This window comes from Photorhabdus sp. S10-54, from assembly GCF_963878145.1.
Classification (GTDB): domain Bacteria; phylum Pseudomonadota; class Gammaproteobacteria; order Enterobacterales; family Enterobacteriaceae; genus Photorhabdus; species Photorhabdus kayaii.
Map to the genome: position 1 here is coordinate 24,636 of NZ_CAWNXG010000034.1, position 14,935 is coordinate 39,570.

Annotated in this window: 12 protein-coding genes; 10 read left to right on the forward strand and 2 right to left on the reverse strand. The window is 42.4% G+C overall.

What is annotated here, in order from left to right:
- Nucleotides 1–74 precede the first annotated feature (74 nt).
- Complete coding sequence (locus AACQ83_RS17010; RefSeq protein ID WP_112878787.1) at nucleotides 75–1,724, forward strand: Na+/H+ antiporter; 1,650 nt, start codon at nucleotides 75–77, stop codon at nucleotides 1,722–1,724.
- A gap of 199 nt (nucleotides 1,725–1,923) precedes the next feature.
- Here the strand turns inward: AACQ83_RS17010 and metR are convergent, their stop codons facing one another.
- A complete protein-coding gene (gene metR / locus AACQ83_RS17015; RefSeq protein WP_112878788.1) occupies nucleotides 1,924–2,877 on the reverse strand; it encodes an HTH-type transcriptional regulator MetR in 954 nt (317 codons plus the stop codon).
- Between the two features lie 108 nt (nucleotides 2,878–2,985).
- On the opposite strand from metR, the gene metE reads away from it, so the two are divergent.
- Together metE and AACQ83_RS17025 are read left to right on the forward strand one after the other, a co-directional pair.
- Complete coding sequence (metE, locus tag AACQ83_RS17020) at nucleotides 2,986–5,262, forward strand: 5-methyltetrahydropteroyltriglutamate--homocysteine S-methyltransferase (RefSeq protein ID WP_112878789.1); 2,277 nt, start codon at nucleotides 2,986–2,988, stop codon at nucleotides 5,260–5,262.
- Between the two features lie 266 nt (nucleotides 5,263–5,528).
- Entirely contained in the window at nucleotides 5,529–6,362 is an 834-nt protein-coding gene (locus tag AACQ83_RS17025) for an intradiol ring-cleavage dioxygenase (protein ID WP_112878790.1), read from the forward strand.
- A gap of 244 nt (nucleotides 6,363–6,606) precedes the next feature.
- Here the strand turns inward: AACQ83_RS17025 and pcp are convergent, their stop codons facing one another.
- Nucleotides 6,607–7,263: a pyroglutamyl-peptidase I gene (pcp, locus tag AACQ83_RS17030; RefSeq protein WP_112878791.1), complete on the reverse strand. Its 657-nt coding sequence runs from the start codon at nucleotides 7,261–7,263 to the stop codon at nucleotides 6,607–6,609.
- 705 nt (nucleotides 7,264–7,968) lie between these two features.
- Here pcp and udp point away from each other — a divergent pair.
- From udp to ubiB, 7 genes are all read left to right on the forward strand, one after another.
- A complete protein-coding gene (gene udp, locus AACQ83_RS17035) occupies nucleotides 7,969–8,724 on the forward strand; it encodes a uridine phosphorylase (protein WP_088371272.1) in 756 nt (251 codons plus the stop codon).
- A gap of 94 nt (nucleotides 8,725–8,818) precedes the next feature.
- Nucleotides 8,819–9,601 (forward strand): tyrosine-protein phosphatase, encoded by a 783-nt coding sequence (locus tag AACQ83_RS17040; protein WP_112878792.1) that lies wholly within the window; start codon nucleotides 8,819–8,821, stop codon nucleotides 9,599–9,601.
- A 138-nt stretch (nucleotides 9,602–9,739) separates the two neighbouring features.
- Complete coding sequence (locus tag AACQ83_RS17045; RefSeq protein WP_370446070.1) at nucleotides 9,740–10,276, forward strand: DedA family protein; 537 nt, start codon at nucleotides 9,740–9,742, stop codon at nucleotides 10,274–10,276.
- A 129-nt stretch (nucleotides 10,277–10,405) separates the two neighbouring features.
- A complete protein-coding gene (rmuC, locus tag AACQ83_RS17050; protein WP_240000841.1) occupies nucleotides 10,406–11,737 on the forward strand; it encodes a DNA recombination protein RmuC in 1,332 nt (443 codons plus the stop codon).
- 72 nt (nucleotides 11,738–11,809) lie between these two features.
- Nucleotides 11,810–12,565: a bifunctional demethylmenaquinone methyltransferase/2-methoxy-6-polyprenyl-1,4-benzoquinol methylase UbiE gene (gene ubiE / locus AACQ83_RS17055; protein ID WP_112878794.1), complete on the forward strand. Its 756-nt coding sequence runs from the start codon at nucleotides 11,810–11,812 to the stop codon at nucleotides 12,563–12,565.
- A gap of 1 nt (nucleotide 12,566) precedes the next feature.
- A complete protein-coding gene (gene ubiJ / locus AACQ83_RS17060) occupies nucleotides 12,567–13,217 on the forward strand; it encodes a ubiquinone biosynthesis protein UbiJ (RefSeq protein ID WP_112878795.1) in 651 nt (216 codons plus the stop codon).
- On the forward strand, nucleotides 13,204–14,844 hold the full coding sequence (gene ubiB, locus AACQ83_RS17065; protein WP_112878796.1) for a ubiquinone biosynthesis regulatory protein kinase UbiB: 1,641 nt from the start codon (nucleotides 13,204–13,206) through the stop codon (nucleotides 14,842–14,844). The genes ubiJ and ubiB overlap by 14 nt, the downstream gene beginning before the upstream one ends.
- Nucleotides 14,845–14,935: the final 91 nt, after the last annotated feature.

Consider the following 14,935-nt stretch of genomic DNA (forward strand, 5'->3'; position numbering starts at 1 on the left):
TGTTTTGTGTTAACGGGAAGAAAAAGAGTTTCAATCTGTATACCAACGGTTCTTAGGCAAATTGTAAGGGCAACATGGAAATATTCTTTACTATTCTGATCTTGATTTTGGTGGTTTCAGTTTCTGGCGTTCTGACTAAAGTGATTCCGTTCCGCATACCTCTGCCGTTAATGCAAATTGCTATGGGAGCATTGCTGGCTTGGCCGCACTTTGGCTTACATGTTACTTTTAATCCTGAGCTATTTCTCGTTCTGCTAATTCCTCCTTTGTTATTCGTTGATGGCTGGAAAATGCCGACCAGAGAGTTTTTCCAGTATGGACGGGAAATTTTCATACTGATGCTGGTATTGGTGCTGGTTACTGTTGTCGGTATTGGTTATCTGATTTACTGGCTGATGCCAGGTATTCCGTTAATTGCTGCTTTTGCCCTTGCTGCTGTGTTATCGCCAACAGATGCGGTGGCTTTATCATCCATTGTTGGAAAAAGGCGTATGCCTAAGCGCATGATGAATGTGATGGAAGGGGAAGCGTTAATGAACGATGCTTCAGGCCTGGTAGCCTTAAAGTTCGCTGTAGCGATAGCGATGGGAACGATGGCATTTTCTGTTACTGGCATGACCATAGAATTCTTCAAGGTTGCTATTGGCGGTTTGTTATCCGGTATTGCAGTAACCTGGCTGTACAGTAAATCCCTGCGTTTAATGAACCGTTGGAGCGGTGGCGATCCAGCAACCCAAATTGTTTTCATGTTGCTGCTGCCGTTTGCTTCTTATCTGATTGCAGAACATATTGGCGTTTCCGGTATCCTTGCTGCGGTTGCCGCGGGTATGACGATCAGTAAATCTGGGGTCATCCGTAATGCTCCGTTGGCAATGCGTTTGCGTGCTGATAGTGTCTGGTCAATGCTGGCGTTCGTATTTAACGGCTTGGTGTTTGTCATGTTGGGCCTGCAATTACCGGGGATCTGGCAAACTTCCGTTATACAGGCAGAAATTGATCCAACCGTTGAAACTTGGATGCTGTTCGCCGCAGTTGCAGTGATTTATGGAGCCCTTTTATTACTGCGTTTCTGCTGGTTATGGCTGATGAAGAATATCAGCAAATTTTTTATGAAAAAAAATCCACTGAATTTTGCGACTTATACCACTCGTGAATTATGGCTGGCATCTTTTGCCGGCGTTCGTGGAGCAATCACACTTGCTGGCGCACTGTCTGTTCCTCTGTTTCTGGCGGATGGTACGCCATTCCCGGCCCGTTATCAGCTTATCTTTATTGCTGCGGGAGTCATTCTGTTCTCGTTGTTAATTGGCGTTCTCTCTTTGCCATTCCTGTTACGGGGAATGCAAACTTCCGATAAGGAGGCAGATATCAGTGAGGTCCGAATGGCGCGGGCAGCTATGGCGGAAGTGGCGATTGTCAGTATGAATAAGATGGAAGAGCGTCTTTCTGCTAGTCCCGAAGAGCAATTGGATGCTGAGGTGATTACTGAAGTTGCTTCCAGGGTAATTGGCTATTTGCGTCGCCGTACTGTAGGGCAGGATGAGATAGAACATAGCCTGCTAGTGGAAGATTTGGAACGTCGTTTTCGTCTGACCGCATTAAGGGCAGAGCGTGGTGAGTTGTATCATCTGCGTGCGACCAGAAAAATAAGTAATGAGACACTTCAAACCTTGCTACATGATTTGGATTTACTGGAAGCTCTATTGGTACAGAAAGAGCATTGATATCCTATAATTTGTGAGTTGTCACGATAATCTTGTGAGTCGCCGTGTTCAGCCTGATCGGTGGATATTTCGCCTGTCAGGTTGATAACTGATTTTATATGTTTACTCGTATCTGGCTGGTGGTATTGGTTTTCCCGCCGTAGATACCGGAACCTCTCGGCAATGATGAATAATATGTTGGTTCCGGTGGAATGGCTGATCAATTTACCATTGGTGGTTGTTGCGTTGTTCTGGGGGCATCAACGTTTAATTTTGCAATTCCTTTTACGAATGGCAGATTATCCATCGCGTGCTGGCGTGCGGAATGGATAAACGCGTCAATCTCAGGCTGATACTGTTCGCCTTCACGAACGGCAGCGTACAGCCTGCTCCATAAACCTTCTCCCAGTGTTTTAGTTACCACTAACTCTTGCCTTTCAAATGTCTCAACAACCCAATGTGGCAGAGCCGCGATTCCCATGCGGGCCGCGACCATTTGGATCAGTAACAGGGTGTTATCCACATTTTTCAACGTAGGGACAACACCCGCCGGTTGCAAGAAACGCCGCCAGATATCGAATCGCTGACGTTGAACGGGATAGATCATCAATGTCTCATCAATTAAATCTTTTGGCTGGATGTGCAGTTTATTGGCCAGAGGATGATCCGGAGCAACAACCAGTTTGACCTCATAATCAAATAGCGGTGTGTAGTGCAAATGACTCTCAGGAAGAATATCTGATGTCAAAACGACATCCAATTCTCGTTGCAGTAATGCAGGTTGTGGATCAAAAGTGACGCCGGATTTGAAATCCACATTGACTTGTGGCCAGGTTTCTCGGAAATGCTTGAGTGCAGGTGTCAGCCATTGAATACAACTATGACATTCAATAGCGATACGCAGATTTGTTTGGCCCGGCTCTTTACATTCGCGCAGTGCATTTTGAACCAGAGGGAGCACTTGTTCTGCTAGTCGTAATAAAACTTCACCCTGTGGCGTGAAACGAAGCGGTTGACTTTTACGAATGAACAACCGGAAGCCAAGACGATGTTCAAGATCGCTGAACTGATGAGACAAAGCGGATTGTGTTTGATGCAGATGATTGGCTGCTGCCGCTAATGAACCACAATGACTCAATGATTGTAATGTTTTTAGATGTTTTATTTCGATCATGAGAAACCTTCAGGATGATAATGAATAAATTGCGCTTGTGGTTTATACCTTACCTGTTGATTATGGATGTGTAAACATCTAGACGGCTAAAAATGACGGGATAATGAAATGACGACTATTAATCACACACTTGGCTTTCCACGTATCGGTTTGAAAAGAGAACTTAAAAAGGCTCAGGAAAACTATTGGGCAGGGAAAATTTCTCAGCAAGAATTATCGGAAACTGGCCGTGAGTTACGTGCCCGTCACTGGGAACAACAAAAGCAGGCTGGTGTTGATTTAGTGCCGGTTGGTGATTTCGCTTGGTATGATCATGTTCTAACCACCAGTTTACTACTCGGTAATGTGCCGCCGCGTCACCAGAATCCAGATGGCACGATTGATCTAGATACACTGTTCCGTATTGCTCGCGGTCGTGCGCCGACGGGTGAACCTGCCGCCGCCGCAGAAATGACTAAATGGTTTAATACTAACTACCATTATATTGTGCCGGAATTTCAGCAAGGGCAGGAATTTAAGCTGAGTTGGACTCAGTTACTAGAAGAAGTGGATGAAGCCTTATCTCTGGGCCATCAAGTGAAACCCGTTTTACTGGGGCCGATAACTTACCTGTGGTTGGGTAAAGTGAAAGGTCAGGGATTTGATCGTCTCTCTTTATTGAAAGATATTCTTCCTGTTTATCAGCAAGTATTAGCTGAGTTAGCTAGACGTGGTATCGAATGGGTTCAGATTGATGAACCTGCGCTGGTACTGGAACTGCCAGCAGAGTGGTTGGCAGCTTATCCGGTTGCTTATCAGGCACTTCAAGGACAGGTTAAACTATTGCTGACTACCTATTTCGATAGCGTTGGTCACAATCTAGAAACGATTAAATCTTTGCCGGTACAAGGGCTACATGTGGATCTGGTTGCTGGTCAGGATGATATCGCGCAACTGAATGAGTCATTGCCGAAAGAGTGGGTGCTTTCCCTTGGTGTGATTAATGGTCGTAATGTATGGCGTGCTGATTTAACCGCTAAGCATCAGCTAATTAAGCCATTGGTAGGTAGCCGTACACTGTGGATCGGTTCTTCCTGTTCTCTTCTGCATAGCCCTATTGATCTGAGTGATGAGACCGCGCTTGATGCAGAGGTGAAAAGCTGGTTTGCGTTCGCATTGCAGAAATGTGAGGAGTTAGCTTTGCTGGCTGCGGCATTGAATCAGCCAGATGGCAGTAAACAAGCAGAATTGGATGCTTACAGTGCGCCAATCCGTGCCCGTCGTGAATCTAAACGGGTAAATAATCAGGCTGTGACTGAGCGTCTTGCTGCAATTAAGCCACAGGACAGTGAGCGTAATCAGCCATACCCGCAGCGTGCGGAAATACAGCGTCAGCGCTATAACTTGCCATTGTGGCCGACAACAACCATTGGATCATTCCCGCAAACGACGGAAATTCGTGGCTTGCGTTTGGATTTCAAAAAAGGCCGGGTAGATGGTGCCAGCTATCGTACTAATATCTGTGAACATATTAAGCAGGCAATTAACGAACAAGAACGTTTAGGATTAGATGTATTGGTTCATGGCGAAGCTGAACGTAACGACATGGTGGAGTACTTCGGTGAACACCTCGATGGTTTTGTCTTTACGCAGAATGGTTGGGTTCAGAGTTATGGGTCCCGCTGCGTGAAGCCACCAGTGATTATTGGTGACGTCAGTCGTCCAGAAGCTATCACGGTAGAATGGGCTAAATATGCTCAATCGCTGACGGAGAAACCTGTCAAAGGGATGTTAACCGGGCCGGTGACAATTCTCTGTTGGTCATTCCCAAGGGAAGATGTCAGTCGTGAGACGATTGCTAAGCAGATTGCATTGGCTCTGCGTGATGAAGTGGACGATTTGCAAGAAGCGGGTATTGGTATCATCCAGATTGATGAGCCCGCATTGCGGGAAGGTTTACCACTGCGCCGGGAAGAGTGGCAGTCCTATCTTGATTGGGCGGTAGAAGCATTTAAATTGAATGCGGCAATTGCTAAAGATGACACACAGATTCACACTCATATGTGTTATTGCGAGTTCAATGACATCATGCCTTCCATCGCAGCATTAGATGCGGACGTGATTACTATTGAAACTTCCCGTTCGGATATGGAGCTGTTGGATTCATTCGAAAACTTCTCTTATCCGAATGAAATCGGGCCGGGTGTTTATGATATTCATTCACCTAACGTACCTAGTGTTGAATGGATTGAAGCTCTGTTACGTAAAGCGGCTGATCGTATTCCGATCGAACGCCTGTGGGTTAACCCGGATTGTGGCTTGAAAACCCGTGGTTGGACCGAAACTCGCCAGTCACTGGCAAATATGGTGCAAGCGGCGAAACGTCTCCGTGAATCAGTGAAATAATTAATCCAATAACCCAATAACCCAATAACCCAATAATTTGCCTGTCACCTTTAGTTGGTGATGGGCATTTTTCAAAAAATAATCTTTCTTTTTGCAATAGCGCGTAGTGATGCGATTTAGCCAGAATCCTTTCTATTACCAAACTTTTAGTAACTTATATATGCCATATTGGTATTTGAAAAAACACATTTTATTAACAAAATAACCATGGAAGTAACAAAAAGGAAGCATTGTAATAGAAACTTAATAATTAAAGAGGGGATTATATGGATGTTAATAAGTTGCAAGGTAAGAAAAGTAGCTCTCGAAGAAATTTTTTAAAAAGTAGTGCCGCTATTACGGCGACTGCGGCGTTTGCTCCGATTGCTCTAGCTCGTACGGAAGCAAAGTTATCCTCACAATATGGAATAGGCGTATGTACGCTTGCGCCAGAGCAGATATCAGGGCCGTATTTCCGCAATGACAAAATTGTAAGAAGGGATATTACCGATTCAGAGTTAGGAATACCTTTTTTATTGAAAATTACTGTTATGGATAAAAAAACATGTAAACCGGTTGAGAGTTTATTTGTTGATATCTGGCATTGTAATAGTCGGGGAAAATATTCTGGTTGGAGTTATATCAGCCCCGATATAGTACCTAATGTTGATGGAGTAGGTTCTAGCAATAGAACTGATGATCAAAATTTTCTAAGAGGAGCTCAACCCTCGGATAAGAATGGGGTAGTTAATTTTACGACTATTTATCCTGGGTTTTATGCTGGTAGAGCGACTCATATTCATATTGCAATCAGAAAATTGAGTACAGATATCACTGACAAAGAGCATTTTGCTTTTGTTGGTCAAATGTATTTTCCAGAAGAGATCAATACAGAGGTTTATAAGTATGATCTGTATTCAAAAAGGAGGGTCATCCGAACCCAAAATCATGAAGATGAATATTTTAAAAATATGAATGGTCATCTTTCAGAAATAAAAGTAATAAAAATAGATGAATCTGATATTAACCGTGGGATACTGGGTGAAATAATTCTATCGATAGACTTGGAAAATATATCTAATTTCATAACTAAAGATGACTTATATTCCCATACGGTATGACCGGTTTTGTTGAATAAACTAAATTTCAATGTAATAACAGTCTAAATTATAAAGTAACCTATGTAAATGGTATGCTGATTAATAATTTAATAAAGTATCAGGTACTTGATATTTACATATGGATATTGTGCAGGCACAGAGAGGATTATCTTTACTGTTTGATTGATATTATCAGTAGATCATATTTTCTGTGCCTGTCATTTTCTCAGAGAAAAACTTTCAGTCCCGCAAGCAGAATGTCAAATTAATGAGTTGTACCTCCATTAATGGCGATATCTTCACTGTTTTTTAATGCTTCATCGATAGCAATTTCCAGCGTTGTTATAACTATTTCTAGGGCCATGCTTGGAGTTCCTGAATACCGAGCTGCTTGCTCAGGCAGATAAGGGATATGGATAAATCCACCGCGTATTTCAGGATTGGTGCATGCCAAATGATGCAACAAGCCGTACATGACGTGATTACAGACAAAAGTGCCTGCGGTTTGTGAAATGGAGGCAGGGACTCCAGCATCACGCAAACCCTTGACTATCGCATTGATCGGTAATGTGGTGAAGTAGGCGGCAGGGCCTGTTGCGACTATGGGGGTATTGATAGGCTGATTACCTTGATTATCAGGAATACCAGCATCATTGATATTAATTGCCACGCGTTCCACGGTAATATTCGGTCTACCGCCTGCCTGCCCTACGCCAATGACCAGAGCAGGCTGTACATCATCAATAGCAGCATACAGACAAGCCAGAGAGACGTCGAACACACATGGAAGCTGACGCGCTTCAACGCGGGCCCCGCATAATTCTCGTCCCTGTAATTGTTTAGCCGCTTCCCAGGATGGATTAATCGTTTCTTTATCGAAAGGTTCGAAACCTGTAATTAAAACTGTTTTTTGTGTCGTCATGGATAGTTCCCTTATATGGAGGAAAGAGTCTAATATATCTAAACAATATGCATCTTATGAAAAGATAACTGTGATATTTATATTTGGTAATTGTTTTATTTTTGTTGAAAATATAATTGTAATATATTGGTGAATAAGCAAGAAAAATTGTTTATTAGTTATAGAAGTAAAATACAGTTAATTTTTTAATATGTTCATCATGAGAAAAAGTTATTTTAAAAATAGTCCAGATTATTGCGTTGTTGATTTATAAATGTTAGGAGAGTATCTTAATAACGACGGTGATTTATATTTGATTAAGTTGATAGTTTATTGTAAATATTTTGTTTTATAACCGGGTTGTGAAACGATAATTTTTTCTTTGTGATGGGATGGATATTAATCTCTATTAACGCTCAGGGAGAAAATATTTCGATGAGATAATCCGCGATATATTTTTCTCGATATGTTTGAAATGTAAATATAAATAAACAATAGATTATTTTTTCCATAATATGAACTCATTCAAGTTAGTTTATGGATGGAAGAGAACGCCCTGTTTTTGTCCGTTTTGTGGTTTTTTTGTGATTTATATCTCAAAATAATGTACGTTTTTCTTTTTTATATTACTTTAAGGTGACATTTATCACTAAAAGATGTCTAAATGATTAATACAGTAGATCTCAACTAATTTCATTATAAATTCTTCTTACTGAGGAGTCTGATATGTCTGATGTATTTCACTTAGGTCTGACCAAAAGCGACCTGCAAGGCGCAACTTTAGCTATTGTTCCCGGTGATCCGAAACGTGTGGAAAAAATCGCAAGATTGATGGATAACCCAGTTCATCTTGCTTCTTTACGTGAATTTACGTCATGGCGGGCAGAAATTGATGGTAAAGCTGTCATTGTGTGCTCTACGGGTATTGGTGGCCCGTCAACCTCTATCGCTGTTGAAGAATTAGCCCAATTGGGTGTGCGTACTTTTTTACGTATCGGCACAACAGGTGCAATTCAGGAAAATATCAATGTTGGTGATGTGTTGGTTACCACCGCTGCTGTTCGTTTGGATGGCGCCAGCCTGCATTTTGCTCCGATGGAATTCCCGGCGGTTGCCGATTTTGAATGTACGACGGCTTTGTACGAGGCAGCAAAAGATTTGGGTGCAACGGTACATGTCGGGGTAACGGCCTCTTCCGATACTTTTTATCCCGGTCAGGAGCGTTATGATACCTATTCTGGCCGAGTTGTGAGCCGTTTCAAAGGTTCAATGGCTGAATGGCAGGCGATGGGGGTCATGAATTATGAAATGGAATCGGCAACTTTATTAACAATGTGTGCAAGCCAAGGGCTGCGTGCGGGTATGGTTGCCGGTGTTATTGTTAACCGTACTCAGCAGGAGATTCCTAATGTTGAATTACTTGAGAAAACAGAAAGTAACGCATTGGGGATTGTAGTAGAAGCTGCTCGCCGTTTGTTGTAAATCATACTTTTTGGGCCGGAGTATTCCGGCTCACTCTTATTTTGACTAGAAATCTGTTAATGTTTTAATACCTAACAACTGATTAAAAATCATCATGATCACAACATCTTTATTGCATCCCTCAGTGCTTCCCCTTAATGGAGGGATTAATTTTCGTGATTTAGGCGGTAAAAAAGTCGCGAGTGGTGGAAAAATCAAATCAGGCTTGCTTTTCCGTTCTGGTTCTCTGGATCGCTTAACAGAACAAGACCAATCTTTCCTGGCAAATAAAAATCTCTTTCAAATCATAGATTATCGTGATGTCAGTGAAATAGCGGATAAACCCGATTTGGTATGGAATGGCGCTAATTATCATCATGCTCCGGCCAATCCCTTATATGATGAAGTGAATGCAAATCTGGAAAAATTGGCGTCAGAGATGTTGGAACAATTTAATCCTCAGGCATTTATGTTCCGTCTTTATGAATTACTGCCTCTAAAAAACTCAGCCTACAAGACATTAGTTAAATTACTGCAACAACCGGAAAAAGGTGGGATAGTCCAGCATTGTGCGGTAGGTAAAGACAGAACCGGTGTAGGTTCTGCGCTGGTATTATTTGCATTGGGGGCTGATTTGGATACGGTAATGGAAGATTATTTAGTGACTCACTCTACTTTGGCTCCTTACCGTGAATATTTGTTAAATGAGCATGCGAAAACCATGAGTGACGATGTGGTTGATAAATTCGCTTATGTTTATTCCGTTAGAGAAGAGTTTTTAATGACGGCATTAAACAGTATTAACCAGCATTATGGCAGTGTAGATATATGGCTGGAGAAAGATCTTGGTCTTGATTTTGCTGCTCGTAAGAAATTACAAGGTTATTTCCTTGAATAAAAAGTTGGTTTAATTCTGGTTAATGCAGCGGTGGTTAAATTGAATGTGGTATACCCGTTATCTTTCAAGTTGCCTTTTTGTTGGCTGCACTCGCGATGCATCTTGAAATCCATAGGGTATATTAATCAATATAGGAATATGAATTTGAGTCTTCATGAAATAGTTGAGTTGGTAATCGCTTTTGTTAAAGCACACGATACTTGGATCATGCCGATTGTTTTCTTACTTGCTTTTGGTGAATCTCTGGCTTTTTTCTCCTTGTTATTACCTGCAACGATCATATTGCTTGGGTTAGGTGCATTAATAGGTGAAAGTGGCCTTAATTTCTGGTCAATTTGGTTGGCAGCCGCGGTAGGGGCCTTTTTGGGCGATTGGGTATCCTATATCGCCGGTGCGCATTTTAAAGGTGATGTTGGTAAAATCTGGCCGATTTCCCGTAAACCACAACTGCTGACACGAGCGCATAATTTTTTTGAGCGCTGGGGTATTTGGAGCATTTTCCTTGGTCGGTTTTTTGGGCCATTCCGTGCAATTGTGCCATTAGTCGCGGGTATTTGTACCATGCGATTGCGTTATTTCCAGATAGCGAATATCTGTTCCGCACTTATCTGGTCTTTTGGCGTATTAGCGCCAGGAGCATTTGGTTTGCAATGGTTAGTGAAATGGGTGAGTTAATTGGGAGCGGCTTCGCAGACTGAACCATCTGTATAAATCATTCTGGACATCTATACAGTGGCAATTTAGTTTATCTGGTCTAAGCATTAGATAGAGGAAGTACCGGTGGGTATCCAGTTGTTATATACGTTGATAGGGACATTTGGCGGTCTTTTGGGGGGTGTTATTCTCGTTTGGTTCTCCGTTCATCAACGTATTCAGCAGCAAGAGCTGGAATTAAGGAAATTGGACAGCCAGCTTGCCGTTGCTAATGAGAAAATTGAACAATCCGCTTATTGGCGGGTTGAATGCGAACAATTGAACCAAGAATTGCGGGCTCAGAGAGAAATCAATAGCGTGCAAGAATCTGAACTGCGGGAAGTGACGACACGTCTGGAAGAGAGTCGCCTTGCGGCTGAAGAGAAACAGCGGTTGCTGATCAATAGTGAACTACGTTTGAATACTCAATTTGAGAATTTGGCTAATCGTATTTTTGAACAAACGGGGCGCCGTACTGATGAACAAAATCGGCAAAGTCTCAATACGCTTTTAGCACCATTTCGTGAACAGCTCGATGGCCTTCATCGGCAAGTACAGGAGAGTTTTGGCCAGGAAGCCCGTGAACGACATACTCTTGCACATGAAATCCGTAACTTACAGCAACTCAATGTCCAGATGGCGCAGGAAGCTATCAATCTGACAAATGCCCTTAAAGGTAATAATAAAATTCAGGGAGATTGGGGAGAAGTTGTATTATCCCGTATTTTGGAAGCTTCTGGTTTACGAGAAGGGCATGAGTTTTGTACTCAGGTGAATATCAAGGTGGAGGGTAACCGCCGTTTCCAACCTGATGTTATTGTTCATTTGCCGCAAGGGAAAGATGTGGTGATTGATGCCAAAATGTCACTGGTCGCTTATGAGCGTTATTTTAACAGTGGTGATCGACATCAGCAGGAGTTAGCCCTTCAAGAGCATATCGACTCGATTAAAGGTCATATTCGTGGTTTGAGCCGCAAAGATTACCAGCAGTTGCCCGGGCTGAAATCGTTGGACTATGTATTGATGTTTATTCCGGTTGAACCCGCTTATCTGGTTGCGCTGAATAAGGCGCCTGAGCTGCTTGATGAAGCATTTAAATACAATATTATGCTAGTTAGTCCATCAACATTGTTGGTTGCTGTGCGTACGATTAATAACTTGTGGCGCTATGAGTATCAAAGCCAAAATGCGCGTTTAATCGCCGATAAGGCTGCCCGTATGTACGATAAAATGCGTTTGTTTGTCGATGACATGCAAGGTTTGGGGCAAAGCTTGGATAAGGCTCAACTTAATTATCGACTGGCAATGAAAAAGTTGACTGAGGGACGTGGCAACCTGATAAGTCAGGCGGAGAGTTTTCGTAATTTAGGTGTTGAGGTGAAACGTCCGATTGATCCTGAATTGGTTGATAAAGCCAGCCAACCATTCTGCGCTAATGATTAATACCAGGATAGGGTTTTATCTGAAAGGCTGATACACTTTTATAACGCTTTGAATAAAAAATGGGCAAATAACATGGTAGACCAAACGAAACAAACCACGCATTTTGGTTTCCGTACTGTAGCAAAGGATGAAAAAGCAGGCATGGTGGCCGAAGTGTTTCATTCTGTTGCAGCGAAATACGATTTAATGAATGATTTAATGTCGTTTGGTATCCATCGTATCTGGAAACGTGTGGCTATTGATGCCAGTGGGGTGCGCAGAGGTCAGAGGATACTTGATTTAGCCGGTGGTACCGGAGATCTGACCGCCAAATTTTCTCGTATAGTTGGTGAAAAAGGCGAAGTTGTTCTTGCTGATATCAATGAATCTATGCTGAAGGTTGGGCGTGAGAAATTACGTGATGTTGGTATTGTTGGTAATGTCAGCTATGTGCAGGCTAATGCGGAAGCGTTGCCTTTCCCTGATAACTATTTTAATTGCATCACTATCTCTTTTGGTTTGCGCAATGTTACTGAAAAAGAAAAGGCCCTGCGTTCTATGTTTCGGGTGTTGAAGCCGGGTGGGCGCTTATTGGTACTTGAATTTTCTAAGCCTTTGTTCGCTCCGTTAAGCAAAGCGTATGATGCTTATTCTTTCCATGTGCTGCCAAAGATTGGTCAGGTTTTTGTGCAGGATGCTGATAGTTATCGTTATCTGGCGGAATCCATCCGTATGCATCCTGATCAGGAAACGCTTAAAACGATGATGGAAGAGGCTAGTTTTGAACAGGTGACTTATACCAATATGACTGGCGGCATTGTTGCACTACACAGAGGTTTTAAATTCTGAGATGGAAAGACCATCACTGAGTACAGTTATTAATTCCACACTTACGCCGGTTTTAACCGCAGTGATGGAAACATCGTTGAATTACCTGTTGTACCGTGAACCCGTGTTAAGGCCAGCCCGTATGCGGCTGGTGGACAAAGTTTTGTCGATAGAATTAAAAGAAATGAATACACCACTCACGTTGGTGTTCAGTGAAAAACAGGTGGACGTATTAAGCCAATGGGGCGAATCTGCCGATTGCACGGTTAAAACTCACTTTTCTGCTTTGCTTAAGCTACGGGATCGCCAACAACTTTCCAAGTTGCTTAATAGCGGTGAAATGGTTATTGAAGGGGATATGCAGGTTGTTCAGCAATGGGCTGCGTTGTTAGATATGGTTGAATGGGATTTGGCCCATTATCTTTCTCCTTATTTCGGGGATATCGCTGCCGAAAGTATTAATCAAATCCTTAAAAAAGGATTTCAGTTTGTTTCAGGTTCACTGGAATGCCAGAAAAATTATCTGGCGGAAGCGTTAACGGAAGAATGGAAACTGGCCCCAAATCAGCTTGAAGTGGCTTATTTCAGTGAAGAGGTTAGCATGTTGGCCAAAGATATTGAGCAAATAGAACAACGATTGGCAGTATTAGAGGGAAAATATGACTCCAGGTGAATTAAGGCGCCTTTATTTGATCATACGGGTTTTTCTTTCTTACGGATTGGATGAACTAATTCCTCGGATTCGCTTAACCTGGCTTCTTCGTTTTGGTCGTTATTTATTGTTTTGGATCCCGAATAGACATAAAGATAAACCACTGGGAGAGAGACTACGACTTGCCTTACAGGAATTAGGGCCAGTTTGGATTAAATTTGGACAGATGCTTTCAACGCGACGTGATCTGTTTCCTCCCGCAATAGCAGATCAATTGGCATTGTTGCAAGACCGAGTTGCCTCTTTTGATGGCGCTCTGGCGCGTCAATATGTTGAAACCGCTTTAGGAGGGGCATTGGAAACCTGGTTTGATGATTTTGAACCTATTGCTCTGGCCTCTGCTTCAATTGCTCAGGTCCATACTGCTCGGTTAAAAGAGAATGGACAGGAAATTGTTATCAAAGTCATCCGCCCTGATATTCTGCCGATTATCAAAGCGGATATCCGGTTAATGTACCGTCTGGCTAATTGGGTACCAATGTTATTACCCGATGGACGTCGTTTACGTCCTCGTGAAGTTGTGCGGGAATACGAGAAGACGTTAATTGATGAACTGAATTTGCTGCGTGAAGCGGCTAATGCAATTCAACTCCGCCGTAATTTCGAAAATAGTTCAACGCTTTATGTACCGGAAATTTATGCTGATTATTGCCGTGAAAATGTTTTGGTAATGGAACGGGTTTATGGTATCCCTGTTTCTGATATTGAAGCATTGGAAGCGCAGAATACCAATATGAAATTGCTGGCTGAACGGGGCGTACAGGTCTTTTTTACACAGGTTTTTCGCGATAGCTTCTTCCATGCCGATATGCATCCGGGAAATATTTTTGTCAGCTATGAACATCCTGAAGATCCGTTTTATATTGGTATTGATTACGGTATTGTTGGTTCTCTTAATAAAGATGATAAACGTTATCTGGCTGAGAATTTTATTGCTTTCTTTAATCGTGATTACCGGAAAGTTGCTGAGCTTCATGTGGATTCAGGCTGGGTTCCTAGTGATACCAATGTTGAAGATTTTGAATTTGCAATCCGTACGGTTTGTGAGCCAATATTTGAGAAGCCACTTGCTGAAATTTCATTTGGTCATGTACTTCTGAATCTATTTAATACTGCACGTCGTTTTAATATGGCAGTGCAGCCTCAGTTAGTTCTTCTACAGAAGACGCTTTTGTATGTAGAAGGATTAGGACGGCAGCTCTATCCACAGCTTGATTTGTGGAAAACAGCAAAACCGTTTCTGGAGGAGTGGTTACATAGCCAGGTTGGATTGCCGGCAGTTATCCGAGCGTTGAAAGAAAAGGCGCCTTATTGGGCAGAAAAGTTGCCAGAACTACCTGAATTAGTGTATGACAGTCTTCAGCAGCATAAACATTTGCAGGTGAGCATTGAGAAGCTATCAAGTCATTTGAAAGGGCAACAGATAAAACAGCGGCAGTCGCAGTATTTGCTTGGTGTTGGTGCGACATTGTTTCTCTGTGGCAGCTTGTTTTTGTTATCTGGCTTAGCAAATATTCCTTGGTTGTTTATAGGCGCGGGTACCGTTTCATGGTTGTTTGGCTGGTGTCGTCTGAATAAAGTTGAGTAAAATTTGTCTTGGGTCAGATTTTTTTTGAAGGTTGGTTATAGTTCGTCGTATGTATACCCTATGGATTTCAAGATGCATCGAGACGGCAAGG